This is a genomic window from Nocardioides sp. P5_E3 (assembly GCF_054049275.1).
In genome coordinates this window covers 24,326-50,073 of record NZ_JBFUMR010000023.1, presented here as the reverse complement: position 1 = coordinate 50,073, position 25,748 = coordinate 24,326, and the positions used below count along the sequence as shown (strand labels likewise).

The following is a 25,748-nucleotide window of genomic DNA, read 5'->3' as shown; positions in this document are numbered from 1 at the left end:
GTCAATGCACGTGGTCGAGCCCGCGGGTCAGACAGCGATGCTCACGGGGAAGGTGGCGATCCAGCCCAGCGTGCCGAGGAAGACGGCGCAGCCGGCCAGTGTCAGGACCCACCGCAGCCGAGGCGCGTTGACACGCGTGCTCATGCCCGCGAAGAAGAGGGCCACGGCGTACAGGACCACGGTGAGGACGTAGTTGCTGGCCCGCTGGATGTTGGCGCGGACCTCGGCGGCTGACGCCTCGGCTCGCGCGTCCAGCTCGTCAGCCTGCTGCTGGGACACGAGGTGGTACTCGTCCATCGCGAAGGGAGTGGGCGGAGCGTCGGGGTTCGTCAGCGGAGCGGTGACGGTCCAGGCGTCGAACGCGCGGCGGAACTCGGCGCGAAAGCGATCCATCACGAAGTCGGCGAGCTCGCGGTCGCCGGTCACGTCGGCCTCGGCCCACGCGATGAACGTGGCCACGTCGATCTCGGTCTGCGCATCAGCGAGGCTGTCGGCGCGCGACGCCTCGATCCTGATGGCGTTGGTGCGCCCCGCAGCGGCGGCCTGCTCGCCGTTCCAACGCGTCGCCTGGTAGCTGCTCCACGACGTCGCCACGGCGGCGACGACGAGGAGCACCGTCGCCACGCCCTCCTGCCAGTCGCGACGGCGGTCCGTCGCCGCCTCAGAGCGGGTTGCCATCGGCGTCACACGGGAGCGGGACGTCGAGGTCGAGGATCTCGAGCTCGGTGTCGATCAACCGCACGGTCCGCTCCATCGCAGTCGGATGCAGTCGTCCGATGCCGCCGCCGTGCGGATGGTCGAAGAACGCCAGCAGGAGCAGGAGCAGTGCGATGACCGCCGTCGAGCTCCCCATGAGCATCCCCTGGGTGACCGGTCCCTCCGTCGGGTCCGCGAAGAAGAGCAGGTAGCCGAAGATGACGGCCGTGATCAGGAACAGGGCCAGCCACAGCGGGAGCGGGATGATGCCTTCGGCACCGTGCACCCGGGTGATCCTCGCCTGCTCGCGCTGGATCGTCTGGTCCATCCAGCGGTCGTACGCCGACTGCTCCGTAGCCTCCTGCGGCACCACGTCCGAGATGGTCCGGAACATCTCCACGCCCCAGGGGTTCATGCGATCGCCGAGCGTCCCGGCCTCGAGCGCCTCCCACTCGGGACCAGCGACCGATCGGGCGTAGCAGGCCAGCTCGGCGGTCAGCTCACCGGAGACCTCGGTCGGGAGGAACTGCGCGGTCTGCGTCTGCTGCAGGACCGTCGTCGCCTCCAGGTCGGCGCCGGTACGGGAGGAGTCGTACGACTGGAAGGACAGGAAGATGATGAAGCCGAGCAGCACGGAGAAGCCCGTGGCGAGCACCCCGAAGACACCGGACGCGCGGTCGCCGTCCTGGAAGTAGCTGCCGGCCGGAGCGCGACGACGGACCGCCAGCATCGCAGTCACGGTCACCGCCGTGGCAACGACGACCACGAGGATCCCGACCACCAGGTTCATCGCGCTCCCCCGGGGCGCCGCGGAGGTCGTGGGAGCTCGCGAACGGTTGGCATCTGGTGTCCTCGCTCGAGGGGGCGATCGCGTCCAGCGTCACCGCATGCACCGCCGCGCACCTCACCCTCGGTGAGTGAGGCCGCCGGGGTGCACCTGCAAGGGCCGGCAGCACCGTCGGGGCCAGGCTCACGCCGGCGTCGAGCACCTGCGCGCCGTGCTCGTGCTGGACACTCCCGAGACGTCCTTGCTGCAGCCGAGGATCAGGATGGCCAGGTCGTCCGCGAGCTGGTCGCCGTGGAACTGCTGGACGGCGTCGACGAGCAAGGCGGAGAGCTCCACGGCGGGCCGGTCCGCGTGGCTGCGGAGCATCTCGGCCACCCGCTCGGTACCGAACATCCCGCGTCCCCGCTGCCTGGCCTCCACGAGACCGTCGGTGAAGACGCACAGGAGGTCTCCGGGGGCCAGGTGGAGGGCGGTGTCGTGGAGGTCGGGCTGGTCGAACAGCGCGATGGCGGTGCCGAGGGCACCGACTTCCTCCACTTCTCCGGTGGCGCGCAGCACGATGGGCGGGTGGTGACCGGCCAGCGTGAACACCACAGCGAATCCGTCGTCCTCGGGTCGCAGGGTCCCGTACACGAGCGTGCAGTGGCGTTCCAGGTCGGTCTGGCTCAGCAAGGTCGAGTTCACCTTGCGCACCGTGTCGCTGGGCAGGGAGCGCGCGTCGGCCAAGGCCCGCAGCGAGTAGCGAGTAGCCGCACTCACCGTCGCGGCAGCTGCACCCTTCCCGCTGACGTCGCCGAGCACGAAGCCCCATGTGTGCTCACCCAGGTCGAACACGTCGAGGAAGTCACCGCCAACTTCTCGACCATCGCCGGCCGGACGGTACTGGCTGGCGAGCTCGATGCCGCTGATCTCGGGAAGCGCTGGGGGCACCATGCTCGCCTGCAGCTCCGAGGCGACGCGGGACTGGTCGTCGAGGACCTCCTGGAGGCGCCGGCGGTCGCGCACACGTTCGGTGATCTCGTGCAGCACCACCACCGTCCCGGCCGGCCGCCCCGACCCGTCGACGAGTCGTTCGTGGGAGACGTCGAAGGTGCGGCTTCCCGCGTCGGCGTCTCCTCCGGGCAGGCTGACCTCGTCCAGCGCAGTGTCAGCACCTCCCATCGGGACGATGTCCGCCAATCGTCGCCCGAGCAGCGCAGCGCGGCTTGCCCCCATCAGCCGCGCAGCGGCGGGGTTGGCGTCGACGATGCGGCCGAAGAGGTCGGTGACGTAGACCGCGTCCGACATCCTCTCGAGCACGGCGCTGCGTGCCAGCGGTGTGAGGTCCACGAGGCGCTCGTCGAAGAGCCCCCAGACCAGCACCACGCCAGTGACCGTGAATGCGAAGGGCGTGAGGTCGACGGTGGCGAACCAGCCCACGTTCGCGTTGTACAGGACGTTGGCCGCCCACGGGACCAGGGCGGCGGCCAGCATCACCGCGGCCATCCGGCGATAGCTGCGTGCGAGGCGCCCCATGCTGGCGACGAACAACACCGTCGCGACGAGGAGGACGAGGTAGTTGTACGCCAGCAACAGGTTGAAGGCGGGTCCCGCCACCACCTCCGGAGTCGGGTCGAGGGCCGCCGACGGTGGGTAGGACCGCACGAGGTCGTGGGTCGCGGGGAGTGCCAGCATCACGTTGGTCAACACCGGCACGACGGCCAGGAGGCACAGCAACCGTCCGGTGACCCACCGGTCCCGCCCGGTGTACTGCAGGACGAAGGTCAGCCACGCCGGCGGCAGCATCGCGACGCCGAGATACTTCAGGTCACCCCACCGACTCTTGAGCGCGATGTCGTCGACGGCGAGCTCCATCCCGTACGCCACACCCCACCACGCCACCGCCAGGAGCAGCACCGCCAGGCTCCACCCCATGCGCACGTTCCGACGCCAGGCGACGTACGTCGCGAGCCCGGCGTGCGCAACCCCGGCAACCGCCATGATGACGGCGAAGAACGTCAGCACCCCGAGTGCCCTCCCGTCCCTCAACGGCACAATCCAGACCGGTACCCAACGTTGCCCACGGCTGGGAAGCGACCCACGATCCACCCATGGTCACGACGCACCGCCACGCAGACGAGCGTCTGTCCAGCGTTCCACCACAATTTGGGTACGTCGAGCCCCTCGGCGTCCCGGAAGAGCGCCCCGACAAGGTCCGTTGGTCCGCCGTGACATCGGCAAGGCGGATGCTCGGAGGCCAGCCCCGCCAAGCCCCGTGGCCCGGCGGGGCCTCGACCCCAACGCCCCCGCGGGGGTCGTGCCGCGACCGTACGTCGGCGCCCGCGCCCACGCGGGCCACTCCCAGAACTTCACCGCTGGGGGTGGAACAGCGCTAGACCATCCGTTCCGCACCATCGAGAAGTACGGATCGACGGTCGACCAGCACGTCATCAGGTCCGCGGGCCGACGTTGGCGGGCGGCAAGTGATCGGTCAGCCGACGGCAAGCAGGTGCCGACAGGCTCCGGACATCTGATCGGCACGAGTCCCTGGAGCCGACCACGAAGGGCGCGACCCGCAGCTCTGCGCGTACGCCTTCACTCCTGCTCGCGACCCGCCCACCCGAAAGGCACTGCCATGACCGACCTCGACAGCCGCTCGCCGCTCGCCGCCCTCCGACCCCTGCCCTCCCACGAGGACGTGGGCCCCGCGCTGGACGAGCTGCAGACCCTCCTGCCCGGACGCGTGCTGCTGCCGGCGCACGAGGGCTGGGACCTGGCCCGGCTGGGCTGGTCGGTCAACGTCGACCAGCACCCGATCGCCGTCGTCACCGTGCACACCCCGGACGACGTGGTCGTCGCCGTCGGGTGCGCGGCCCGCCACGGCCTGAGCGTCTCGACCCAGCCCGTCGGCCACGGGGCCACGACCGCCCTCACCGGGACCGTCCTGCTGCGCACCGGCGCGCTCCAGGACCTCACCATCGACGTCGAGCGTCGCGTCGCCCGCGTGGGCGCAGGGGTCAAGTGGGGCACCCTGCTCGCCGCTCTGGAGCCGACCGGGCTGATGGCCCTGGCCGGGAGCAGCCCGGACCCGAGTGTCGTCGGGTTCACCCTCGGTGGCGGGCTCAGCTGGTTCAGCCGTGCCCTCGGGCTCACCGCGCACAGCGTCGTCGCCTTCGAGATCGTCGACGCAACGGGGGCCCGTCGACGGATCTCGCCCTCCGCCGACCCGGAGCTCTTCTGGGCGATGTGCGGTGGGGGCGGCGACTTCGGGGTCGTCCTCGCCGTCGAGATCATGCTCGACCACGTGGGTCCGATCGTCGGCGGCAGGATGCTGTGGCCGCTGGAGATGGCCCGCCCTGTCCTGCGCGCGTTCCGGCAGATCACGGCGGATGCTCCCGACGAGCTCACCCTGTGGGCACACCTGTTCAGGTTCCCGCCGATGCCGGAGCTTCCCGAGCTTCTGCGGGGACGCTCCTTCGTGTCGGTGGACCTGACGTTCCTCGGCTCGGAGACTGAGGCCAACCGGTTGCTCAGCCGACTGCGGCAGCTGCCCGCACAGGTCATCGACACGGTCGGCGTGGTCCCGCTGTCGCAGCTGGGCGGGATCGCCGCCGAGCCGGTCGACCCGATGCCGACCCAGGAGTACTCCGAGCTGCTGCGAGGTCTGGACGACGCGACGCTGGACCGGCTGGTCGATGCAGCCGGCGCCGACGCCGACATCCCCCTGGCGGTGGTGCAGATCCGCCACCTCGGCGGCGCCCTCACCCGGGCCACCCCCGCGGACGGACCCAATGGCGCGATCGCGGAGGAGTACTCCGTGTTCTGCCTCGGCGTCCCGGTGGCTCCTGGCCTGCCGGAGGCGATCGAGGCAGCGTTCGGCGAGGTGCGTACGGCGTTGGCCGGGCAGCGGAGCGGACGGACGCTCTTCAACTTCCTGGGCGCGGAGTCCGACCTCGGGTCCACCTTCTCCGTCACCTCTCGGGCGCGCCTGCGCCAGGTCAAGGCCTCCACCGACCCGGCAGGCGTGTTCCGCAGCAACCGGCCCGTCTGACCGGCTCCACCAGGTGGTCACCACACGTCGGGGGGCGTGTGGTGGCCACCTCGGCGTTCCTTCGACGTACGTGCGGTGCGAATCGGCTTCCGCCGAGGCCCGAGCGACCCTAGTGTCTCGGTCTGTGCACCCCGATCGGAGCATCGCGTGACACTGGAGCCCGGCGCGGCACCCGCGCCGCAGACGCTCGTACGCGTGCTCGGTCCCGTGTCAGCCACGGTCGACGGGCGCGCGTGCGGCATCTCCTCGCCGCTGCAGCGCGGCCTGCTGGGACTGCTGGCAGCCGACGCCGGGCGGGTCGTGTCCGTCGACCGACTGCTCACCGAGCTGTGGGGGGACTCGACGTCCGAGTCCGCGCTCTCGTCGTTGCAGGTGTGCGTGTCCCGCCTGCGCCGCGCTCTCGGCGACACCGCCAGCGGTGACAGGGTCGAGCCCCCGTCGGTCCGGGTGACGCGTCGTGCGCCCGGGTACGTCCTCGAGCTGCCCGAGGGCGCCCTCGACGCCTGGCGCCTCACCCGGTTGGCCGACGCGGCTCGCGCCCGGGTGACCACCGATCCCGGCGCCGCCCTCGAGCTGCTCGACGCGGGGCTGGCCCTGGTGACGGGAGACCCGCTCAGCGATGTGGTCGACGCGCTCGGGCCGGTGGCAGCCGCCGAGGCACAGCGGCTCGCCGACCTGGTGCTGCGTGCCCGGGAGACACGGGTGGAGGCCCTCCTCGGGGTCGGACGGGCGCCGGACGCGGCCACCGCGGCGGAGCACCTGCTCGTCGGCGAGCCGCTGCGGGAGAGCCTCCACGCCCTGCGGCTGCTGGCGCTCTACCGGAGCGGTCGACAGACCGACGCCCTGGCCGCCTACCACGCACTGCGCGACCAGCTCTCCGAGGACGTGGGGGTGGATCCCGGTCCCGCGCTTCGACGCCTGCACGCCCAGCTCCTGCAGCAGGACCCGACGCTGGACTGGTCCCCGCTGCGGACCGCAGCCGTCGTGGAAGGTGTGCCGGCCAGTCCACCTGAAGCAGCGGGAACGACGGGACCGGCGGGCAGGCACCCCCTCCTGGGTCGCGACGCCGAGGTCGACCTCCTCGAGCGGGCCGTACGTCGCGGCGCGCAGGGCCACGGTGCGGTCTGGGTGGTGTCGGGCGAGGCCGGGATCGGGAAGACCCGGTTGGTGGAGGAGGTCGCCGCGAGGACTCGTGCCGCCGGCACGGTGGTGGCCGTCGGCCGGACCAACGAGACGAGCGACGGCACGCCCTACTGGCCGTGGGCGCAGGTCCTTCGCAACCTGCCGGGCGTCCCGGGTGACGGTCCGGCTGGTGTGGTGATGGGCACTGCTGGGATGGCCGAGGGGTCCAACCTCACCCAGGCGGCGCTGCACGACGCGGTGGCGGACCTCCTCGTCGGCGAGGCGCGCCGGTCCGGCCCCCTGCTGGTCGTGCTGGAGGACCTCCACTGGGCCGACGAGGCGAGCCTGTTGCTCCTGTCGACGCTCGCCGGGATGGTCAGCGACGCCCCGATCGTGCTGCTGTGCACCTACCGCGTGGAGGACGCAGCGCCAGCAGGAGCGTTCGGATCGATGCTCGCTCGGCTCGCGCGGACGCCGGCCACCGAACGCCTCCGCATGTCCGGACTGCCGGAGGAGGCGTCGCGGGACCTGCTCGCCGTACGTCTCGGCTGGCAGCCCGACGAGGCCCTGGCTGCCCGGGCCGCCGCGCGCACGGGCGGCAACCCGTTCTTCCTCCAGGAGCTGGCCCGGCTGGTGCGGGACTCCACCCACCCGCACCTGGCGTGGGACGACATCCCCGAGACGGTGCACGACGTCCTCACCCATCGACTGAGCCGGCTGCCGGTCCAGGCCCGGCGGCTGCTCGACGTCGCAGCGGTGGTGGGGAGGGACTGCGAGCTCGGCCTGCTCGAGGTGGTCTCGGGACTGCCCCCGGACGACGTCGACGCCGGGCTTGCCGCGGCGGTGGCGTCCGGACTCACCGTCGAGGTCGGCTCCCCCGCCCCGGTCCTCCACTTCCAGCACGCGTTGATCCGTGAGGCGCTGTACGCGCAGCTGGGCGCCCGCGCACGGATGCGCCTGCACGCGGCCGTCGGCGAAGCAATGGCGCAGCGCCCCGAGGTGGACGTCGACGACCTCGTCCACCAGCTCATGGCGGGGGGCGACCTCGTCGAACCAGGGCTCGTCATCTCCACCGCGACCCAGGCCGTCGACCGGGCGATGACGCAGCTGGCCTTCGACCACGCCGACGAGCTCATCGACCAGTCCCTCGGCCTTCTCGAGCGGGTCCCGGCAGGCGCCGCGCGCGACGGCCTCGAGCTGGCCCTGCAGGCGCGCCGCGGGACGCTCGCGATGACCCGGCTCGGTCTCGGCGCGCCGGAGGCCGGCGCCGCTCTCGAACGTGCCCTCGAGCTCGCGCTCGGGCTCGAGCCCGGGCCCGACGTGTTCGCAGCGATCTACCGCCGTTACCTGTGGCTGCTCATGGCGGGCGACTTCGCCGCCGTCCAGCAGCTCGCCGACGTCGTACTGGCACACGCCGCATCAGCACAGGGTCCGGAGGCCGCCGATCGCTTCACCCTCTTGGGCCGTCTCGCCCGCGGCTCGGTCCTGTGGTGCCTCGGCGACGCCGAGCCCGCCGTGCAGGAGCTCGAGCGTGCCCTCCAGCTCGCGCAAGGCGCTGGGGTCGGCGTGCTCGTCATGGCCTTCGGGGACCCGGCCGTACGCATCCGGATGTTCTTGTGCCATGCGCTCGCCGAGGCGGGACGCCGGGACGACGCGATCGCCGTCGCCGACGAGATGGTGCACCAGGCGAACCTCTCGGGACCGGCGGACGAGAGCGACGCCCTCGCCACCCGCGGGATGATGTACGCCGCGTTCGAGGAGCCCCACAAGGCCCACGACGACGGCGTCGAGGGCGCGAGGCTGGGGCGACTCGCCGGAGCCGACCTGCTCGGGCACTTCGCCGCGCTCAACGAGAGCTGGGGCGATGCGATCGCCGGCGCCACCCACGCATCCGATGCAGTGGAGCTCGCCCGGTCAGCAACGGAGGGATACCGCGCGACGGGCACCCGGATGCACGACCCGATCGTCTACACGATGCTGGCCGAGGCCGAGGCAGCCACCGGTCACCCGGACCGGGCGGCGAAGGCCGCGGCAGCCGGGCTGGACGCCCTCGCACGCACCGGCAGCACGTTGTGGCGTGGGCGGCTCGAGCGGGCCGCGGACGCCGCTCCGTTCCCGACCTCCTGAGATCGCTCCCCGGCAGGTCCAGTCAGGTACGCAGTCGTCGCCAGGCCCGCGCTGCTGGATCGGCGTCTAGGAGCAGGAGCAAGGGTGCGTAGCTCGTCACTGGCACCACGAGCGTGATGGCCAGCGCCACCAGGAGCAGCACCCGGCCTCCTCCGGCTCGTGCCTATCCGTCTGGCACCTCCGGAGGTCATGATGGACTGCCGCGCCACGTCTCGTGGTGGCAGGCGCCGCTGGTCGAGAGGGAGGCTTTCGATGGTGACGTTCGCAGGGGTCGACCACGTGTCTCTCACCGTCTCCGACCTCGACACGAGCCAGGACTTCTACACCTCCGTGCTCGACTTCGTGCTGGTCCTGGACGTCGGCTACGGACGCATCTTCATGCACCCCGGCACCGGGTTCACCCTGTCGCTGATGAAGCACGACAAGGCACTCGGCGGTGCATTCACCGAGCTGACGACGGGACTCGATCACCTCGGCCTCACCGCAGCGTCGCGCGCTGACCTGGAGGAGTGGGAGCGTCGCTTCGACGAGCTGGGCGTGACCTACACACCCATCCGCGACATGGAGTTCGGGTTCCACCTCAACTTCCGGGACCCCGACAACATCGCGTTGGAGCTGTCAGCTCCGAACGAACACCTGCTAGCGGCCAGGAAGGCCCTGGCTGACGGCCAGACGAGCCAAGCGGACATCGACGCCTTCATCGACGAGCACGAGCTGGACCTACCGCAGGCCGGCAAGGGCTGACCACTCCCCCGGCACCCCGTGCTCGAGGCACCGGTCCCCGAACCCGGCGTCGGGTCGCTCGTGGGCGGACGGCGCGCAGGTCGCAGGACCGAGATCTTCACACGAGCGACGGTGGCGTGACCCCGCCGTCAACGGAACGAAACGCGCCCGTAAACGGCCGCTCATAACGTTTCAACCTCGACACCAAGTCTCGCTCTCGGCTCGCGTCGATGCAGCCGCGAGCCGTGGCGACCGGACTCCCCAGGAGTTGTACGTGCGCCTCACCCTCCGACGTCGAGCAGGAGTCGGCCTGTCGGCCGTCCTCCTCGTCGCCCCCCTCGCCGCACTCACCGCGGCACCGGCATCCGCCGAACCGACCGGGACATCCGCCTCGGGAGACGGCTGGTCCGTCACCCGTGCCCCGGGCGGCTATCTCGTCACCGTGGACCTCGACGGTCCGCTGCCCATGAGGTCGGACGCCCCGACCCTCGTCGTCGACGGGGAGTCGATCGGACTCGCGACCCAGTCCCCCGACGGCCGCTCGCTCACCACGTTCACGACCGACCCGGCGGTGCTCGACGCGTCGTCCGCCGAGGCGGGCTGGGCCAGCCAGGCGCCCGTCGGTGACGGTACGCCGTCGCGCGCGGTCACCGTGCCCGACGCCGCGGCGGTCGCGGACCCGCTGGCTGCCGACCCGAGTGCGCCCGGTGACTTCGAGTGGACTGAATCGATCTACAAGTTCGGTGACCAGGCCGTCGCGCTGTCCGCCATCGGCGGCGTGCGTGGCGAGATGGAGGGCAAGGTCTACCTCCCGACCACGGGCGGGGCTCGACCCACCGTGATCCTGCTCCACGGCCGTCACACCTCCTGCTACACCGCGGTTGCCGGCACACCGTCGAACCCGGCCCGGTGGCCCTGCACGGCCGCGCCCGGTCCCGCCGAGGCGCCGTACGACACGGGTCGGATGTCGATCCCGAGCTACGCCGGCTACGACGGCACCGCCCGCGCGCTGGCGAGCCGCGGCTACGCCGTCGTCTCGATCTCGGCCAATGCGGTCAACTCCAACGACAACGAGCTCTCCGCGGACCAGGGCGCGCAGGCGCGCGGCCAGCTGCTGCTCGACACCCTGACGATGCTCGAGAAGGCCACCGCCGGGGAGCCCGTCAGCTACCACGACGCCTTCACCGGCCGCGACGTCTCCCTCGCCCAGGCGCTCACCGAGGGCTCCGCGTCCTACGCCCTGCGCGCACCGGGCTTCGTCAACGGTGCCCCGGAGCTCGACACCGTGACGCCGGCATCGCTGGTCGGCCGTTTCGACCTCAGCACCATCGGCATGATGGGTCACTCGCGCGGCGGCGAGGGGGTGACCTCGGCGGCGACCCTGAACCAGGCGCTGGCCGACCCCTGGTCGATCGAGTCGATCCTGCCGCTCGCGCCGGTCGACTTCGGCCGGATGACGGTGCCCCACGTCCCGATGAACGTGATCCTTCCCTACTGCGACGGGGACGTCTCCAACCAGCAGGGCCAGCACATGCTCGACGACTCGCGCTACGCGTACGGCGACGACGTGCTGCGCACGGGCACGTGGGTGATGGGCGCGAACCACAACTTCTACAACACCGTCTGGACGCCGGGTGAGTACGCCTACAGCGTCAGCGACGACTGGAGCAACAGCGCCGCCCGGCGGACCGAGCCCACGTGTGGCACGGACGCCACCGTGTCCGCGACCTCGATCCGGATGACCCCGGCCGAGCAGTACGACCAGGGCACGTCGTACATGGCCGCATGGTTCCGACTGACCCTCGGCGGCGAGGACCAGTTCCTGCCGATGTTCGACGGCACCGGGTCGGTGCCCGAGGCGCTGGCCGGTGAGGACGTGCGCACCACGGCCACCGCTCCGTCGGGTTCACGCGCGACGATCACGACCTTCGAGAAGGCGTCCTCGCTGGTCCGGACCTTCGGGACCGCGACGGCCAACCCGTGCGCCAGCATGAGCGGTCGGACCACCCCGCAGGACCTGGCGGCGTGCACGACCACGATGGCGAGCTCGCAGCTGCCCCACTGGACGCCCGCGTCGAACGGCGGCAACGTGCCGGCCACCCCGGTCACCCGGATGGTGTGGTCCAGCGCGACCGGCGCGATCCGCGTCACCGTGCCTGCCGGCAAGCGGGACGCCGGCGCCTTCGAGCGGCTCTCGGTCAAGATGGCCGCCGACGAGACGGTCACGACCGGCACCGACCTGACCATGACCGTCGTCGACGGCCAGGGCCAGAGCTGGAGCTCGCTCGTCTCGGAGCTCAACCCGTACGCCCTGGTGCGGATGCCGACGTCCGCGAGCACCGCTGCGACGAGCACGCTGAAGAAGGTCGTCCTGCACCAGGTCAACGTGCCGGTGGCCGACCTCGCGACCGCGGGCCTCGACACCAGCGACATCCGCGAGGTCCAGTTCACGGCCGCGGAGGGGGTGGATGCCGTCGCCACCGGCGGCGCCTACCTCTCCGACCTGGCGTTCGAGAGCTCGTCGGTCGGCACGGCGGACAACAGGACCGAGCCGGTCGTGAACGTCTACGCACCGAGCGTCGACGAGGGCTCGGCTCCCGGCACCGTCGACCTGGCGGCCTACCTGGACGCGCCCGCGACGGTTCCCGTCACCGGGTGGGTCTCCCTCCTCGGGTCGACCACGTCCCGGGCCGGCGCGACCATGGAGAAGGTCACCTTCGCCCCGGGCGAGACCTGCCAGGTCGTCACCGCGGCCGTGCAGGGCGACCGCGCCGACAGCACCAGCGCCTCGACCAGCGTGAAGGCGAGCATCATCAACGTCTCGGGTGCGGTGCAGGGCAAGCAGGCGATCGTGTTCACCCGCATCCGGGAGGACGACGGCCTGCTGCCGAGCGGCACGCCGCCGACCACGCCGAGCCCGCTGCCTCCGGTCGGCACCCCGGGTCCGGTCTGCGCCGAGCTCGAGGGCGTGCTCGACGGCGGGACCATCACCGTGCCCGCCACGACGACCCCGGACACCACCGCGAGCGTCTCCTCGACCGGCTTCCGCGCCGGCGAGGCGGTCACCTTCACGGGGACCGGGTTGGCGTCGGTCACCTCGGTCACCGACGCGGACGGGACCGCGACCGCCGACCTGGTGGTGCCCGCGGAGACGCCTCGCGGTGCGCTCACGCTCACGGCGACGGCCTCGGCCACGGGCCGGGTCGCCACGGGTGAGCTCCGCGTCCGCGACACCAGCACGACGACGCTGGAGGTCTCGCCCGAAGCCCCCACCCTCCGTCAGGCGCTCACCCTGACGGCCGCGGTGGCCGGGGGCGAGACCGGCGGCACGGTGACCTTCACCGACGGCGCGACCGTGCTCGGCACGGGCCCGGTCGCCGACGGGGTCGCCACCCTGACCGTGCCCGGCGGCCTCGGTGCGGGCGCGCACGCCCTCACGGCTGCCTTCGGTGAGACGGCGGTGACGACCGGATCGACGTCCGCCCCGGTCGCGTTCACCCTCGCCAAGGCGACGCCGACGACCGTCGTCGCCCTGAGCGACGCCTCGTCGGTCTTCGGCTCGCCCGCGGCCACGGCCTCGGTCACCGTCGGCGGAGCCGTGGGTGGGGGCGACGTCGAGCTGAGCGTCGGTACGACGACCGTGACCGTCCCGCTCGACGGCGCCGGCCGCGCGTCGTACGCCTTGCCGGACACGCTCGCCGCCGGCTCGTACGTCGTCTCGGCCCGCTACCTGGGCTCGGCCGACGCGGACGCGTCCGCCGTCACCTCCGCGCCCTACACGGTCTCGCCGAAGGCGACGAGCACCCGGGTGAAGGCGGTCTCGAGGAAGGGCGGCAAGAAGGTCAAGGTCACGGTGACCGTCGCCGGCGCCGTGAGCGGAGTGCCGACCACCGGCACGGTGAGGGTGGGTCTCCGGGGCGGGCTGGTCACGCGGACGGTGACCCTGCCGGCCTCGGGCAAGGTGACGGTCACCATGCCCACCAAGGCGAAGGGCAAGGGCGGCAAGCTCAGGCCCGCGAAGGTCGTCGTCCGGACGAGCTTCGCCGCCACCGGGAGCTACTCCTCCAGCAAGGCCTCACCCCGGACGGTGCGGCTGAAGTAGCAGCAGGCAGCAGACCCACAGCGGGCAGGAGGCTTCGGGCTCCTGCCCGCTGTGGCGTTCACCGACACTGCTCGGTGGAGCAGGACGCGAAGATGTCGCCGAGGAGCTCCTTCCCGGGTGTGCGGCCCACCTCGCGGAACCACTCGGTCCCGAGGACCCGGCGTCGCAGGGTCGGCGACGGAGCGCTGGAGTCCGCGTCGTACCCAGTCAGGTTGCGGTCAGGTGGCGAGCTCCATCGTGGTGCGCATGAGCACCGACACCGCCACCCACCGTCTGGCGAACAAGGTCCCCGAGGTCATCCTCTGGTTCTGGGTCATCAAGATCCTGTGCACCACCGTGGGAGAGAGCCTCGCCGACTACATCAACGAGACCCTCGGCCTCGGCCTGACCAACACCACGCTGCTCTTCGGCGCGGCCCTGGTCATCGCGTTGGTGATCCAGTTCCGACAGGCGCGCTACGTCCCGCGGATCTACTGGCTCGCGGTGGTGCTGATCAGCGTCGTGGGCACCTTGCTCACCGACAACCTCACCGACGCGCGAGGCGTACCGCTGTGGATCAGCTCGGTGACGTTCTCCGTCCTCCTCGCCGCCGTCTTCAGCCTCTGGTACGCCCGTGAGCGCACGTTGTCGATCCACTCGATCAACACGACCCAGCGCGAGGCCTGGTACTGGCTGGTCGTGCTCGTGACCTTCGCACTGGGCACCGCCGTCGGCGACTGGACCCTCGAGCTCACCGGCTGGGGCCCCGGCCCCTCGATCCTGCTCCCCGCGGGTCTCATCGCCGCCGTCTTCATCGGATGGCGAACCGGCCTCATGGGCCCGGTGCTCTCCTTCTGGCTGGCCTACATCCTCACCCGCCCGCTGGGTGCCAACATCGGCGACTTCCTCTCCGCCCCCCGCGACGAGGGCGGACTCGGCCTCGGCACCTTGTGGACCTCCCTGCTCTTCCTGGGAGCCATCACCGCCACCGTGGTCTACCTCACCATCACCAAGGTCGACCGCACCGAGGAACAACCGCGACTCATCGAGGACCGGCCCACCACCTGACACCACCTGATCACCAGGAGAAGACCCGTGAACGACACCCACCCCCGCCGCGTGCTGATCGTCACCGACACCGCTGAACCCACCCCCGAGCTGCTCGACGCGATCCGGCACAAGACGGCGCAGACCCCGACGCAGTTCCGCGTCGTCGTCCCCAACCCCGCTCGCGCCGAGGTCCACCTCCTCCACCCCGAACGCCACGACAAGGCCGCCGCAGCCGAGCAGGTCCTGCGTGCCACGCTCCCCGAGCTCGAACGAGCCGCCGCAGGCCACGTCGTCGGCTCCGTCTCAGTCCAGCACGATCCGATGGACACCCTGGAGCACGTCCTGCACGCGGAACCGATCGACGAGATCCTGCTCGCAGTCCACGAACACGCGCTCACGATCCGTCTGCACCAAGACCTCCAGCACCGCCTGGGACACCTCGGCATCCCGGTCACCGTCATCGGCCACACAGCCAGCGCAGGCACGCTCTAGACACGTGCTGCTCCGTGCAACGAGCCCCGACGATGGATAGGACCCGGGCCGTCGACTTGGCTCGGGGACGCGCCCGCACCCCGAGTGGAGCGTTCTCGAGGAGCTGACTTCGTAGGGGGCGGCGGCGGCGGGACGGTGCGCTTGACGAAGTTCATGGGTCCCCGAACGACCGGGCTTCGCCTGTGGCGTCGAGTCGAACGTCCGGATGACCGGATCTGCCGATGAGCGAGCGGTGCGCGCGTCCTGTTGGTTGTCGGAGGCGACGACCAATTGCAGCCGTTTGGAGGATCGGTCGATCACAGCGAACTCGTGGGATCCCCCGTTGCCCGTCACGAAGCCGTACTCGTGCTCGTCCTGCGTTCCGGGTTGCGCAGTTTGTGGAGCGGGCCTGTCCGGAAGAGGTCATGGACCTGACGGAGGCGGGCGTGGATCGCTGCGGATTGGCGGTAGCCGGGATCGTTCCACTCCAGATGCCGAACCGACGCCGCCGATGCCCATGCCGACCAGGTACCCGGCGACCGAGCTGGCGCTGGCGATCACGACCGGAGCGCCGCCAAGTTCTGCGAAACTCAACGGATGGCGCGCACCGGTGACGAGAAGTGGCTCGTCGTCGACGGCCGGCGCTGGCCGCGCACCGAACCGGCAATCCCGGCCGACGCGCTCGACGACTCCCGACGCCAGGGCCAGGAGCGGTAGATGGACCTCCAGGACTACCGAGCTGCGCGCCACCGGAGACTCGTCGAGATGGCGACGGAGCTCGGCGTGCCGGCGGACCGCGCCGCGGCGGTGGTCGATCGCGTGATCGAGGACCAGCGACGCCGCATCGTGCGCTCCGCCGACCCCGACCAGGTCGTCGTTCCCGCCCTGCGTGAGGAGGTGCTCGGCGGGCCGTCTCGCCGCCCCTTGCTCGCCGTCGTCGTGCTCATCGCCGTCGTCGCGGCGGCTTTCACGGTCACGATCCTGACCGGTCCGCCCGACCCCGAGAAGGTCGAGCGGAGGGCCGCGACGGTGCCTGCCCTCGTAGGCCTCACCTCCGCCGAGGCCGTCAGCGCGCTGGGGCGCGCCGGCATCTCGTCGCGGGTCGACCCAGTGCCCCAGTGTGATCCGGCCGGGCAGGTGCTGGGGTCCGTGCCGCCTTCCGGCGACACGGTCCGGCTCGACGAGGTCGTGGTCGTCATCGCGACGGCGACCCCGTCGTGGAGCTGCCCTGCCGACGCCGCCGGACGCGTCCAGGCGTGGGCGTTCCTGCGCTTCCTCGTCTCCGGCTCGGCCCGCCCGCGCCTCGCGCCAGAGGTGCGGCTCTACGTCGACGGCGAGGCGGCCGGGACCGCCGATGGGACCCACTCGGCCACCTCGCCCGACTGGCGTTGGCGCGTGCGCGACCCCGTCGTGGCCTACGCGGTGCGCCCCGTGGCCAACGACCTCGGACAGCCAGTCGTCTCGATCACCAGTGGACCACCACCGCCCACCACCTGCGGCCTCCCCACGTCGAGCCCGGCCGGCGTCGCTGACGCTCCCACTCGCGTCGTGCTCACGGTCAGCGGCGCCGGTCCTGGCGACGGACCGGAGCTCGGGTGCCAGCTCACGATCGACCTCTTCGAGGACGACGACGGAGCCATCGCGGTCGTCTCCGTGACCCTTCCGGGCGGCAGTGGTCTCGGACCGCCGCCCTGGGTGCGGACCCGCGACGACGGGGATGTACTCGACGACTGACCGCTGTCGTGCTGGGTAGGCGCGCCAGCTCCGGTCTGGGAAGGTCGACGGTCTCCAAACTTGTCGCGCGTGCGCTCCTCCACCCCCGTTCGCCGCTGGTGGTGCGCGGATCTGGCGAGATCCGGATGCTCTCCGTAGATCATCCCGGCCAAACTGGTTGCGCCGGTCGGTGATGATCTACGGCGCGTCGACGAGCTCCGACCTCTGTGCCACCTGGTTGCGCCGCGTGACCGGACGCCGGAAGACGAATCGGCGGAAGAGGTAGAACCGCGCACCGAGGCCGAGCACGAGACCGATGACGTTGGCCGAAATGTTGTCCGACAACGGGTCGTCGAGACCCAGCACGTCGCGGCTGACGATGAGGCACGCGATGGGAAGCGACATCGTGACCAGGTTGATCAGCACGTACGCCGACCGGCCGCCGTCGGCTTGACGCGGCGGGCGGTCTCGGAATGCCCAGCTCCTGGCGCCGCGGTAGCTGATCACCATGCCGACGGTGTTGGCCAGCACGTAGGCAAGGATCGGTCGATCGCTGAGGAGCGGGTGGTTGCCGGTGCTGAAGCCGTGGACCAGCCCGTTGAAGAGGATGAAGGCGACGATCGTGGCGACGCCCCCCACGGTGAGGAACCGGCCCAGCTCAGCCAGCATCCGCTGGTAGCGCGTGCCGAGGATGTTCCCCGCTCGGCTCGTGTCACGCGCCGAGGGCATCGACCCTCGCGTCACAGCGGCAGCAGAAGGGTCGATGGCGCGCACACCCAGTCTGAACACACGCGAACGGGGACTATTCCCCGTACACGCGCGGACCAGAGCCGTTTGCGCCTGCCGAGGGCCTCAGTCGCAGAGCTGCTCTCGTCGCTCGAGCTCGAGCGCGGCCAGTGTCGCGTCCAACGGTGTGGTCGAAGCATCCGCCGTCCGCCCATGTGCGCGGGCTCCCAAGTGATCCCAATCGCCGGGCATGCCCTCGGTGTTCGGTCTGTGCTCCGGTGGCGTCGAGTCCGGAACGGGGGTGGCCAGCTGGTGCTGATGGGTGTGCGTACGCACGCGGATGTCCTTTGCGAGGTCGTGGGGGCGCGGGCAGATTCACGCCGCGCGTCGCTCACGGTCCATGAGCGGCGGCGGTGCGAAGCCTGCGTTGCCAGCGGGGTACGAGGCGTACTGGCTGGATGACGGTCAGGCTCGGGGCGGTCTGGGGTGGGTCAGCGCAGCGGGTCGAACGCCACGAGCTCTGGCGGCGCGACTCCGGTGGCGATCTGGTGGGCGAGGAGCTTGCCGGTCAGCGGTCCGAGGGCGATGCCCCACATGCCGTGCCCGCCCGCGACGTACACGCCGGGTGCGCGGGTGCCCCCGATGAGCGGCAGGCCGTCTGCGGTGCACGGGCGGGACCCGACCCACTCGTCACGACGGTCGTCGAGGTCGACGCCGTTCAGCAAAGGGCGCGCGGCGTTGACGATCGCGTCGATACGCCGTTGGTCGAGTGCTGCGTCGGGGTCGCGGAACTCCATCATCCCGGCGACGCGCAGCCGCGTTCCGTCGGGGCCGTGGAGCGGCGTGCAGGCTACTCGTTGGGAGGGGAAGTACACGGGCGTGGACGGAAGGTGCTCGCCGGCCACGCTGAAGGAGTAGCCGCGGCCAGCCTGGACGGGCTGCCGTACGCCGAACTGGCGAGCGAGGCGCCCGATCCAAGCGCCGTTGGCGAGCACGACGGCGTCGTAGCGGTTGGTGCCGTCGACGTCTTCGCGGGTGGTGAGGTAGGCGCCGCCGTTCCCGGGATGGACGCCGGAGACGGAAGCGCCTTCGACGATCCGGCCCCCGCGGTCCACGACCGCTCGAGCGAGCTCTCCGACGAAGGCCGGCGGGTTGATGTAGCGCTGGTCGTGCAGGCGGATGACTGCCCCGACTGCTGAGGACAGGGCCGGTTCGATGCCGCGGGCCTCGTGGCCGGTGAGGAGGTCGTACTTCACGGCCTGGCCCGCGTCCTGGATGTGCTCGAGCTCGTCGACAAGTCCTGCGCGCTCCTCAGGCGTGCGGAAGGCTGCGAGGAACGGTTCCGCCGGCCGGGTGGTGGCCGCGACACCGTTGTCGGTGAGCTCGTCGAAAGCCTCGAGGGCGCGGCGGTTCATGGGGGCGTAGGCGCGCATGCCGCGTCCCCAGTGCCGCTCCGTGCTGTGGCGGGCAAACCCGGTGAGGAACCGAAGCAGCCGCGGGTCGGGCCGAAGCGGGACGTAGACGGGTGAGGACGGGCTGACGACGGCACGGACGCCGTAGCGCAGGACGGCAGGTTCGGGCAGGGGTGCGGTGAGGGCGGGGGTGAGCCAGCCGGCGTTGCCCCATGAGGAGCCGGCAGCGACGTGATGGCGTTCGTGGACGGTGACGTGGATGCCGTGTTCCTGGAGGTGCCAGGCGGTCGCGAGTCCGACCATTCCGGCTCCGACGATGGCAACGGACTGGGGCATGGCTGAGGGGCTTTCGTGAGGGTGGAGACGAGCGGGGTCGGGTGGACGACAGCAGGCGACGAGGTGGGCGCAGCCGGCTCACGTCGTCTGCCACGGGACGGTCTCGAGCGCAGCTGGCTCACGCGGGCTACGCAGCGGGTGCAGGTCCCGGAGGTGCCGTCCTGTACGAGGGATGCGAGCGTCCTGGAGCTGGCGGACGATCCGGACGTCGAGCGCGTCGAGGAACGGGTGCCGCGACGCGGCGCACCCGGGGACGGTCAGCTCAGCGGACGGGAGGGGCGCGGTCGACGCTGCGACGCAGCACGTCGAGACCACGGATGCCGCGCGCTTCTTCGCTGAGCTCGAGGGCGAGCAGAGCGGCGCCGGACGGCACGTGGGAGGGCAGGTGGGCGAGGTCGGGCGCAGCCGCCACGAGCACCATGTTCGCCTCCATGGCCTCGACCATAGCAACGTTCGCGCCGAATGCCAGTTGGCGCGTACAGCGCCGTACCGCCCGTGAGAAGGACTGCTGCGACAGGACCGGCTGGGCGGTGAGGGCATCGCAGAGCTCGTCGGGACTGGCAATGGTTCCGGACGTGTTCGGGGCGTGAGCGTGCACGTCGTCGGAATAATAACGATACGGGCTGCGTTTCGTATTTAACGATCACTTCCCGCACCCGGCGGGGACTCACACGGAAGGACCTGCCATGACTTTCATCGCCGTCGCCATCATCTTCCTCGGCCTGCTTGCGTTGGCCCGGTTCGCAAGCCGCGACTCGTTCGCGGGCGCCTCACTCCGCGACCAGCCGCACGACGAGCTCGGATACCGCCACTCCCCCGTGATCGGGCGGCGCGGCTGATCGTCGGGCCGGAACGTCATGGGTCCTGGTCGTCTCAGCAGCCGCACACCATGACGTTGCCTGCTTCGCGTGTGGCGCCGACTCGAACGTCCGGATGACCGGATCTGCCGAGTCGAGCTCGTTTCCCAGATGGGTGTTGCGGCCGCGCGGCCACCGTTAGCCTGCAGCGCGTGAAGTCCCTGCGTGCCGCCGCCTCGCGTCTCATGACGGTGGGGCTGCTGAGCGATGGCTGGTACTCGATCTTGACCGGGCTGGCGCTGCTCTTCCTGGCATACGTGCTCGGCGGGGTCTCGTGGGACACAGACCCCGCGGCAAACGTCGTAGCGATTGCCTTCTTGGTCATCGGTTCGTGGCACCTGACGCGCGGCATTCGCGCTGAGTTCCGGCGGCGGCCCAAGCCCACGGACGACACCGCGTAGGCGATCACCGAACGTCCGCTCGAAATGAGCCCAGCCCCTGACCCGCGTCTCCGCAGGCCAGGGGCGACACCTCGAACGGCGTCACGCGCCGGCGAAAGCTGCGGCCGACTCCGGATTGCCGGCGGGGCGTCACTCCCCCGCTGGGACCTGCGCCGACCCTCCCGACAGGACCTGCCCCGTAGGCGCTGCACAGCGCCCAGAATGACGCTGCTGCCGAGCTCGAGCCGCAGACGTGCTGCGCTAGACGTCGCCCAATCCGGCCGCGCGTGCCCGGGCGATGGCCGCGGAGCGGTCCTCGACGTCGAGCTTGGCCATCACGTTGGAGACGTGGTTGCGCACCGTCTTGTCGGACAAGTGCAGTTCCCGGGCGATCCGGCGGTTCTCGAGGCCGCGGGCGACCAGGTCGAGGACCTCGAGCTCCCGGCCGGTCAGCTGTGGGAACGCCTCTCGGCCGCCACCGACCGCGAGTCCGGTGAAGAACCGCCCGAGTCGGTCGGCCACGGTGGGACTGAACACGGCTCCACCGGCCGCGACCGTCCGAATCGCGTGGAGCAGCTCGTCGCGGCCGGTGCCCTTGACGATGTACCCCCGTGCGCCCGCACGCATCGCGGCGACGACGGCGTCGTCGTCGGCGCTCATCGTCATCATCAGCACCCTGGATTCCGGCCTGGCTGCGAGAATCCGCGCCGTGGCCTCTACCCCGGAGGCGTCGGGCAGGTTCAGATCCATGAGCACCACGTCCGGGACGAGCTCGGCGGCCCGGGCGACGGCCTCGGCGACGTTGGGTGCCTCGCCGACGACCTCGAGGTCGCCCGTACCGGTCAGAGCGGCGCGCACGCCGTCGAGGAACAACGGGTGGTCGTCCACGAGCAGGATCCTGGTCATCGTGCCTCCATCGGCAACTCGGCGTGCACCACCGTGCCAGTGCCGGTGCTTGTGACGCCCAGCCTGCCGCCGATCTCCTCCGCACGTTGGCGCATCGACGCAAGGCCCAGGCCGTCGGCCCGGATCTTCTCGGGCAGGCCGGCGCCGTCGTCCTCGACCCGGAGCGACATCCAGTGGGGCGTCGCCTCCGCGCGCAGTGTGACGCGGTGGGCGCCGGAGTGACGCACGGCGTTCGCCAATGCCTCGCCTGCGATCCGGTAGCAGGCGACCTCGACCGCCGCCGGAAGGGCGCCCTCCAGATGGACCTCGACCGCGATCGCCGTGCCCGGTGTGCTCATCCGGTTTGCCAGCGCGTGCAAGCCCTCGGCCAACCCCAGGTCGTCGAGGGCAGCCGGTCGCAGGTCATCGGTGATGGACCGCAGGTCCTCGACGGCAGTGGCAACGCCGCTGGCCGCCGACCGGAGCAGTCCGCCCGCCGCCGGGTCGGAGACGAGCGACTGGGCCGTCTCCACTTGCAGGCGCACGCCGGCGAGAACGGCGCCGACGCCGTCGTGCAGGTCGCGTCGTAGTCGTCGCCGCTCCTCCTCGCGAGCGGTGACGAGGGCCGCGCGGCTGTGCTGGAGCCGTTCGGAGAGCCGAAGTGCGGCCACCGCGGGTGCCACCTGGTCGCACACGACCGCCAGGATCTCGGCGTCCCGGGTCGTCAGCCCAGGCTCGCCCGGGCGGGCGGTGACCCGCAGGGCGCCGACGACCTCGCCGCGGTGCCGCATCGGCATCTCGGTGACCGGGCCGGCCGGCGTGCCGGCCACCGCCAGCGGGGTCGTCTCCCGGTCGCCGCCGAGAACCAGCGCGGCCGACCCGAGCCGCAGGGACTCCACGACGACCCGGCAGACCCGGACGGGCACTTCGGCGAGGTCGACGCCCTCACGCAACCCAGACGCAGTCGCCTCGAGCACCCGTGCGGGATCCGCGCGGTCGCCGTAGAACATCTGGTCGACGCCTCGGTTGAGTCGCACGCCGAGCGGATGCAACAGCAGCCCGGTGACCGCTGCGGCGGTCGCCGCTCCAACCGTGGGACCGCCCGGGAGCGCCTTGGATGAGAGCAGGAAGAGGCTTACGTAGATCGCAGCCAGGCACACCGCGAGGCTGAGCCCGCTGATCGCGCGGCAGACCGCGAGGTCGAGGTCGTAGAGGCGGTGCCGGGTCACCGCGACGGCGATGCCAGCCGGCACGAGCGCGACCGCGACCGCCTGGGTGAGCGCACCCACGGGCCAACCGAGGAGCGGCTGAAGCGCGACGTCGACAACCAGGATGGTGGCCGTCACCAGCAGCACCGCTACCTGGCGCCGCACCAACCCGTCCGACCGGCGCCAGCGGACGACGATCGCGGTCAAACCCGCGATGCACGACGGCACCAGCAGTCCCACCCCGAGAAGGAAGACCCCCTGCGCCACCGGGCCTGGGTACGTCGCGGACCCGACCGCGAGGAGGCCCATCCCGACGACGGAGGCGGCGACCCATGGCCGCCAGCGCGGGCCGGGGAGACGACCGTCCGGGTAGAGCAGCGGCACCAGGGTGAACAGCGGCACGAATCCGCCGACCCAGATCCAGCTCTGGACGTTCGCCGCGGCACTCACCAACGCCGCCGGACCGGTGGACGTCAACGCCACAGCTGTGCCGAGCGACGCGGTAGCTCCGCACAGGCCGATGAAGAGCAGCAGCCAGCCCATCGGTCTGCCGCCGGTGCCCGAGACCACCAGGACGGCCGCGGCGGAGTACGACAGACCGATGGCGACGTCGATGGGGAGCTCACGGGCCCCCGTGAGCCCCCACAGGCCGGCGTCGGTGACCAGCCACAAGGCGGCGAAGGTCATCACCCCCGCGAACAGCGCGGACGCGACCGCCACGCGGGTGCTGGCCATGGCGCGTGAGCCTAGATCAGCGCGCGGCCGCGGCGGGCCGAAACGCCGACCATCGCGACCCCGACCGCCATCGCGAGCCCGGTGAACGGCCGGTCCGCGCCGAGCAGCAGCCCCATGGCACCAGTCCACGCGAAACCCGCGCCGGCGAGCAGACCGAGCCTCCGCACGGCCGGGAAGACCGCAGCCAAGATCCCCAGGACGACCAGGACGCTCACCATCCACGCCATGTCGAAGAGGTGCGGGTTGTGCGCGTGATTTCCGGTCGCGGCGTTCTGCAGCGCGATCTGATCGATGACGTACGGGGTGCTCACCGCCGCGGCGACCAGCGCGAGCGGAGCGAGAAGCGGGTCGACCTTGACGGCCAGCCGCAGCCGCGGCCGCACCGGCAGCGCGAGCCAGACCAGTGCGCCGGTGATCGCAATAACCACCATCAGCGCAGGGGCGCCGCCGCCCGTCGCCGCGACCGCACACGTGGTCCCCGTACCGACGAAGGTGAGATGAAGCAGTCCTGCCGCGGAGGACGGTCGGCGGCCGACCCACCCCGCACGTAGCAGCGGAACCAGGCCGATCAGCCAGAGTGCACAGAGGAACAGGCCCTGGCCGGTCAACTGGTGGAAGCGGTGCTCGTCGAGCTCACCGACCAGCAGCATCCGGCTGAGGTTGACGGTCCAGACGACCGGCAGGGCGCAGGCCAAGAGGCCGGCGATGCCCAGTCCGGTACGGCGGAGCCTTCCCGGCTTGCGGGCCGGCGCAGTGACGACCGGGTAGGAGACAGTGTGGGACGACATGGTGGATCCTCTCGGGTGATTTCGAACCAACGTCCCGACCGTCCCGCAACCACAGTCCCGATTCCATCGCCGCAATGTCCTGACCATGTCCCGACGCCGTCGACCACCTCGCGACCGGACCCCCGCGCCATCCACTGGCAGAGCGGGAACTTGGTCAGCGTGCTTCCGCCGCGTGCCGGCGCACGCCTTCAACCGCATCCTCGAGGTGACATGGGACCCCTCGAGAGCGGCGACTGCCCATTCTAAAGCGAGAAGCTCACTGCATTTACGCCTTTGGCGCCGGTCCTCCGACCCACACCAAACGCCGCCGGATTCGTGGTGAAACTCCCGGCCGCGTGTGTCGGCCGCCCTTGGCGTCGGACGAGCATGGCGTCACGATCAATGAAGGCCTTCGGCCGTAACGCATCCTTCGCTCACCGCCCCATTCAGATACTTGGAGATCCCTATGAACCCGCCATCACCGGGCGCGACGCAAACCGGCGCGTGGGTGCCGTTCTTCGCCTGAGGAAACTTGATGATGGTGTTCGGGGTGTACCAGGCGGTCCTCCCGTCAACTACACGTCCGACCCAGACGTGGTGGCCTACCTAGCGGATGACTACATAGCGCGTCGAAGCATCAGCCACCTACATGTGACCCGCTGCTGACCGCGGCGAGGCGAGCTCTTCAGGGCGATCCGCTCAGGCGCGTCCTTCCGCCGCCAACGACCGCGGTAGCTGGTGCGCATTGAGCTGCTCGGATCTCTAGCGCCGCTCCTCGTCGCGTGAGGGGTGGATCTGACCGGGCTTACCGTGTCGTATCCGCGGACCTTCGTTCGTGGGATGGACAGGGGCGAGCGACGAGCTGCCTCCACCTCCACCACAGGAAGGACCACTGCCATGTCCAAGGTTGTCGCCATCATGTCCATGTCACTAGACGGGTTCGTTGCCGATCCCGACGACGGCGTGGCCGCGGTCTTCGATTGGTACGCCAGCTCGGGAGATGTCCAGATCCACACCGGCGGATCGAACCCCATGACGTTCTCGATGTCCGAGTCGAGCGCCCAGCACGTCCGGGAGCTCACGTCCGAGCTCGGCGCCGTGCTCACTGGTCGCCGCACGTTCGACGTCGCCGGCGGCTGGGGAGGCAACCATGCGTGGGGACCCGCGTTCGTCCTAGCTCATGAGATCCCTGCCGGCTGGCCACGAGCCGACTCAACCGTCACCTTCGTGACCGACGGGATCGAGAGCGCCGTGGCACAAGCCAAGGCCGCCGCTGGGGGCAAGGCAGTCGGCGTCCACGGCGCCGACACCATCCAGCAGCTGCTCAACGCCGGCCTGCTCGACGAGATCAGCGTCGACATCGCCGCGGTCCTGCTCGGCTCAGGCGTGCGGCTCTTCGACCACCTCGACGGCACGCCCGCGGTCCTCGGCAGCCCGTCATCGATCCAGGGGGTCGGGGTCACGCACCTGCGATACCCCATCCACACCCGATGAACGGGGCTGCGTCATTTCGCCGCGACAGGGGACTATTCGAGCTCCCGAGATCGGCACTGACAACTCTGGGCCATGGACGCGCGCAACTTCCCGAGGAGTCAAGGTCACTCCTTCCGATCGGGACGTGACCGGTGCGTCGAGCCGTATA

At 71.0% G+C, this 25,748-nt stretch carries 19 protein-coding genes; 10 read left to right on the top strand and 9 right to left on the bottom strand.

Going from position 1 to position 25,748, the window contains the following annotated elements:
• Positions 1-27 precede the first annotated feature (27 nt).
• The 3 genes from ACXJKB_RS15375 to ACXJKB_RS15365 form a co-directional block, all read right to left on the bottom strand.
• Entirely contained in the window at positions 28-678 is a 651-nt protein-coding gene (locus ACXJKB_RS15375) for a hypothetical protein (protein ID WP_457189827.1), read from the bottom strand.
• Positions 662-1,486 carry a bestrophin-like domain gene (locus ACXJKB_RS15370; protein ID WP_457189825.1) on the bottom strand — a complete coding sequence of 275 codons (825 nt, stop codon included), beginning with the start codon at positions 1,484-1,486 and terminating at the stop codon, positions 662-664. The genes ACXJKB_RS15375 and ACXJKB_RS15370 overlap by 17 nt, the downstream gene beginning before the upstream one ends.
• Before the next feature lie 180 nt (positions 1,487-1,666).
• Entirely contained in the window at positions 1,667-3,487 is a 1,821-nt protein-coding gene (locus ACXJKB_RS15365) for a histidine kinase N-terminal 7TM domain-containing protein (protein WP_457189823.1), read from the bottom strand.
• 610 nt (positions 3,488-4,097) lie between these two features.
• Between ACXJKB_RS15365 and ACXJKB_RS15360 the strand changes: the two genes are divergently transcribed.
• The 7 genes from ACXJKB_RS15360 to ACXJKB_RS15330 all read left to right on the top strand — a co-directional run bounded on the left by ACXJKB_RS15360 (position 4,098) and on the right by ACXJKB_RS15330 (position 16,821).
• On the top strand, positions 4,098-5,513 hold the full coding sequence (locus ACXJKB_RS15360) for an FAD-binding oxidoreductase (RefSeq protein WP_457189821.1): 1,416 nt from the start codon (positions 4,098-4,100) through the stop codon (positions 5,511-5,513).
• Between the two features lie 147 nt (positions 5,514-5,660).
• Positions 5,661-8,762, top strand: coding sequence for a BTAD domain-containing putative transcriptional regulator (locus tag ACXJKB_RS15355; RefSeq protein WP_457189819.1), 3,102 nt, complete (start codon positions 5,661-5,663; stop codon positions 8,760-8,762).
• A gap of 255 nt (positions 8,763-9,017) precedes the next feature.
• On the top strand, positions 9,018-9,506 hold the full coding sequence (locus ACXJKB_RS15350) for a VOC family protein (RefSeq protein ID WP_457189817.1): 489 nt from the start codon (positions 9,018-9,020) through the stop codon (positions 9,504-9,506).
• 253 nt (positions 9,507-9,759) lie between these two features.
• Positions 9,760-13,587, top strand: a complete 3,828-nt coding sequence (locus ACXJKB_RS15345) for an Ig-like domain repeat protein (protein ID WP_457189815.1) — start codon at positions 9,760-9,762, stop codon at positions 13,585-13,587.
• Between the two features lie 246 nt (positions 13,588-13,833).
• A complete protein-coding gene (locus ACXJKB_RS15340) occupies positions 13,834-14,634 on the top strand; it encodes a COG4705 family protein (RefSeq protein WP_457189813.1) in 801 nt (266 codons plus the stop codon).
• 27 nt (positions 14,635-14,661) lie between these two features.
• Entirely contained in the window at positions 14,662-15,108 is a 447-nt protein-coding gene (locus ACXJKB_RS15335) for a hypothetical protein (protein WP_457189812.1), read from the top strand.
• Between the two features lie 696 nt (positions 15,109-15,804).
• A complete protein-coding gene (locus ACXJKB_RS15330) occupies positions 15,805-16,821 on the top strand; it encodes a PASTA domain-containing protein (protein WP_457189810.1) in 1,017 nt (338 codons plus the stop codon).
• A gap of 177 nt (positions 16,822-16,998) precedes the next feature.
• On the opposite strand, the gene ACXJKB_RS15325 is transcribed toward ACXJKB_RS15330, so the two are convergent.
• The 3 genes from ACXJKB_RS15325 to ACXJKB_RS15315 form a co-directional block, all read right to left on the bottom strand.
• Positions 16,999-17,529, bottom strand: a complete 531-nt coding sequence (locus ACXJKB_RS15325; RefSeq protein WP_457189808.1) for a GtrA family protein — start codon at positions 17,527-17,529, stop codon at positions 16,999-17,001.
• A gap of 488 nt (positions 17,530-18,017) precedes the next feature.
• Complete coding sequence (locus ACXJKB_RS15320; RefSeq protein ID WP_457189806.1) at positions 18,018-19,274, bottom strand: NAD(P)/FAD-dependent oxidoreductase; 1,257 nt, start codon at positions 19,272-19,274, stop codon at positions 18,018-18,020.
• A gap of 262 nt (positions 19,275-19,536) precedes the next feature.
• Positions 19,537-19,707: a hypothetical protein gene (locus ACXJKB_RS15315; RefSeq protein ID WP_457189804.1), complete on the bottom strand. Its 171-nt coding sequence runs from the start codon at positions 19,705-19,707 to the stop codon at positions 19,537-19,539.
• A gap of 253 nt (positions 19,708-19,960) precedes the next feature.
• On the opposite strand from ACXJKB_RS15315, the gene ACXJKB_RS15310 reads away from it, so the two are divergent.
• On the top strand, positions 19,961-20,113 hold the full coding sequence (locus ACXJKB_RS15310) for a hypothetical protein (protein ID WP_457189802.1): 153 nt from the start codon (positions 19,961-19,963) through the stop codon (positions 20,111-20,113).
• Positions 20,114-20,283: 170 nt separating this feature from the next.
• Entirely contained in the window at positions 20,284-20,532 is a 249-nt protein-coding gene (locus ACXJKB_RS15305) for a hypothetical protein (RefSeq protein ID WP_457189800.1), read from the top strand.
• Between the two features lie 240 nt (positions 20,533-20,772).
• Here the strand turns inward: ACXJKB_RS15305 and ACXJKB_RS15300 are convergent, their stop codons facing one another.
• The 3 genes from ACXJKB_RS15300 to ACXJKB_RS15290 are packed head-to-tail and all read right to left on the bottom strand — an operon-like array spanning position 20,773 to position 23,989.
• Complete coding sequence (locus ACXJKB_RS15300; protein ID WP_457189798.1) at positions 20,773-21,417, bottom strand: response regulator; 645 nt, start codon at positions 21,415-21,417, stop codon at positions 20,773-20,775.
• On the bottom strand, positions 21,414-23,339 hold the full coding sequence (locus tag ACXJKB_RS15295; protein ID WP_457189796.1) for an ATP-binding protein: 1,926 nt from the start codon (positions 23,337-23,339) through the stop codon (positions 21,414-21,416). The genes ACXJKB_RS15300 and ACXJKB_RS15295 overlap by 4 nt, the downstream gene beginning before the upstream one ends.
• 11 nt (positions 23,340-23,350) lie before the next feature.
• Entirely contained in the window at positions 23,351-23,989 is a 639-nt protein-coding gene (locus tag ACXJKB_RS15290) for a hypothetical protein (RefSeq protein WP_457189794.1), read from the bottom strand.
• Between the two features lie 1,014 nt (positions 23,990-25,003).
• Here ACXJKB_RS15290 and ACXJKB_RS15285 point away from each other — a divergent pair.
• Positions 25,004-25,600 carry a dihydrofolate reductase family protein gene (locus ACXJKB_RS15285; RefSeq protein ID WP_457189792.1) on the top strand — a complete coding sequence of 199 codons (597 nt, stop codon included), beginning with the start codon at positions 25,004-25,006 and terminating at the stop codon, positions 25,598-25,600.
• Positions 25,601-25,748: the final 148 nt, after the last annotated feature.

Coding starts and splice junctions, on each gene's coding strand:
- ACXJKB_RS15360 (WP_457189821.1), top strand. CDS start 4,098: ATGACCGACCTCGACAGCCGCTCGCCGCTCGCCGCCCTCCGACCCCTG.
- ACXJKB_RS15375 (WP_457189827.1), bottom strand. CDS start 678: ATGGCAACCCGCTCTGAGGCGGCGACGGACCGCCGTCGCGACTGGCAG.
- ACXJKB_RS15315 (WP_457189804.1), bottom strand. CDS start 19,707: ATGGAGGCGAACATGGTGCTCGTGGCGGCTGCGCCCGACCTCGCCCAC.
- ACXJKB_RS15285 (WP_457189792.1), top strand. CDS start 25,004: ATGTCCAAGGTTGTCGCCATCATGTCCATGTCACTAGACGGGTTCGTT.
- ACXJKB_RS15370 (WP_457189825.1), bottom strand. CDS start 1,486: ATGAACCTGGTGGTCGGGATCCTCGTGGTCGTCGTTGCCACGGCGGTG.
- ACXJKB_RS15290 (WP_457189794.1), bottom strand. CDS start 23,989: ATGCTGCTGGTCGGTGAGCTCGACGAGCACCGCTTCCACCAGTTGACC.
- ACXJKB_RS15320 (WP_457189806.1), bottom strand. CDS start 19,274: ATGCCCCAGTCCGTTGCCATCGTCGGAGCCGGAATGGTCGGACTCGCG.
- ACXJKB_RS15340 (WP_457189813.1), top strand. CDS start 13,834: ATGAGCACCGACACCGCCACCCACCGTCTGGCGAACAAGGTCCCCGAG.
- ACXJKB_RS15310 (WP_457189802.1), top strand. CDS start 19,961: ATGACTTTCATCGCCGTCGCCATCATCTTCCTCGGCCTGCTTGCGTTG.
- ACXJKB_RS15300 (WP_457189798.1), bottom strand. CDS start 21,417: ATGACCAGGATCCTGCTCGTGGACGACCACCCGTTGTTCCTCGACGGC.
- ACXJKB_RS15295 (WP_457189796.1), bottom strand. CDS start 23,339: ATGGCCAGCACCCGCGTGGCGGTCGCGTCCGCGCTGTTCGCGGGGGTG.
- ACXJKB_RS15330 (WP_457189810.1), top strand. CDS start 15,805: ATGGACCTCCAGGACTACCGAGCTGCGCGCCACCGGAGACTCGTCGAG.
- ACXJKB_RS15325 (WP_457189808.1), bottom strand. CDS start 17,529: ATGCCCTCGGCGCGTGACACGAGCCGAGCGGGGAACATCCTCGGCACG.